We start from the raw sequence: 1,407 nt of genomic DNA, 5'->3' as shown, positions 1-1,407 counted from the left end.
AAATATATACCTGAATTTAAATCTGTTAAAGACAATTTAGAGTTTGAATTGGTAATTTTGTTGCTATAAACGTTTTGACCTAAAATATTAAATAAAGAAATTTTTGCACTATCGAAATTGTTTGGAAACGAAATTTCTATTGAATTATTGGTCGGATTTGGTGCAATTGTAAACATTTTTTGGTTTTCTAAAAAACTTTCTGATGATAAATTTGCATTGCTTAAAGCCAATTGAAAATCTGGAATTCCGTAACCATATTGGTTGTTTGGTGTTGCAAAATTATCTGCCGATTGTCGTACTAAATCAACAACTTGTTGGTTGGTCAATGTGGGAACTGCTTGCCAAAAACTGGTAATCATTCCTGCGAAAATTGGTCCTGCAAACGAAGTTCCGTCTGCCGTTGTGATGTTTCCGTCGGTATCTGACAATACTGAACTTGAGCCTTGAGCCATTAAATCGGGTTTAATTCGCCCATCGAAACTTGGTCCAATTGAACTGAATCCAGAACGATTTCTGTTGGCTTGAACTGATCCAATTGCTAGGGCTTTATTGGCTTCGGCTGGAATTCCCACATGTGGTTCTGAGCTTCCTCCTGCATTTCCTGCCGATACTACACAAATAATTCCTTTAGAAAATGCAATATTCAAACCTTTACTTGCGAAGTTTTTATCGCCAATCATATCTGAATAAGTATGACTATAACTTGTGTTTTCGTAACCAAAATAACCCAACGACGACGTGATTACGTCTGCTCCTACTCTATCGGCTTCTTCGGCTGCTTCGACCCAATTTGCTTCTTCGACAGGATTTTCGTTGTATGGTGTATCAGATTCGTTGTCTTCGGTTTGGTACAAATAATATTTTGCATCGGGCGCAGTACCAACAAGTTTACCATCAGTATAACCGCCCATGCAAGACAAAACAGAGGTTCCGTGAGAATCTCCTGAAAAATAATCGTTGTTGTCGTTAACAAAATCATAACCGCCCAAAATTTGATTGTTAATAATCAATCTTTGGAAAGGTTGGGCAGTGTCAACTCCTGGGAAACCTGAATCAAGAACTGCAATAACCATTCCTGTTCCAGTAAAGTTTTGTTGGTGCAAAATATCGCCATTCATTTGATGAATTTGATTGAAAGAATTGCCGTAATTAAAAACAGAATTTGGTTTTTGTACTGAGTTTGTATTTACAATTGGTTTCGATTTTACGAATTTTTCTTCTATTGGATTTTTAGATCTGTTGTTAATTGATGCGTCTAAAAACTTAACGTTTTGGACAAATGACAAATTCCTTAAAGCCGAAATATCAAACTGTAAACCACGAACATAAACACAATTTAACCATTTAGATTTTGCAAGAACAGTTATGCCGTTTGAAGCTACAATATCGTTTATAAATTGCTGATTT

1 protein-coding gene is annotated in these 1,407 nt (G+C 35.8%); it reads right to left on the bottom strand.

The genetic code is table 11. The features are described from left to right. A partial coding sequence (locus RMO83_RS05035; RefSeq protein ID WP_310558588.1) for a S8 family serine peptidase occupies nt 1-1,407 on the bottom strand: 1,407 nt, incomplete at both ends.

Source organism: Flavobacterium sp. (assembly GCF_031423415.1).
In the GTDB taxonomy this organism is placed as follows: domain Bacteria; phylum Bacteroidota; class Bacteroidia; order Flavobacteriales; family Flavobacteriaceae; genus Flavobacterium.
Note: the sequence above shows the minus strand (reverse complement) of the source record. Positions and strands in the feature narration are given on the sequence as shown.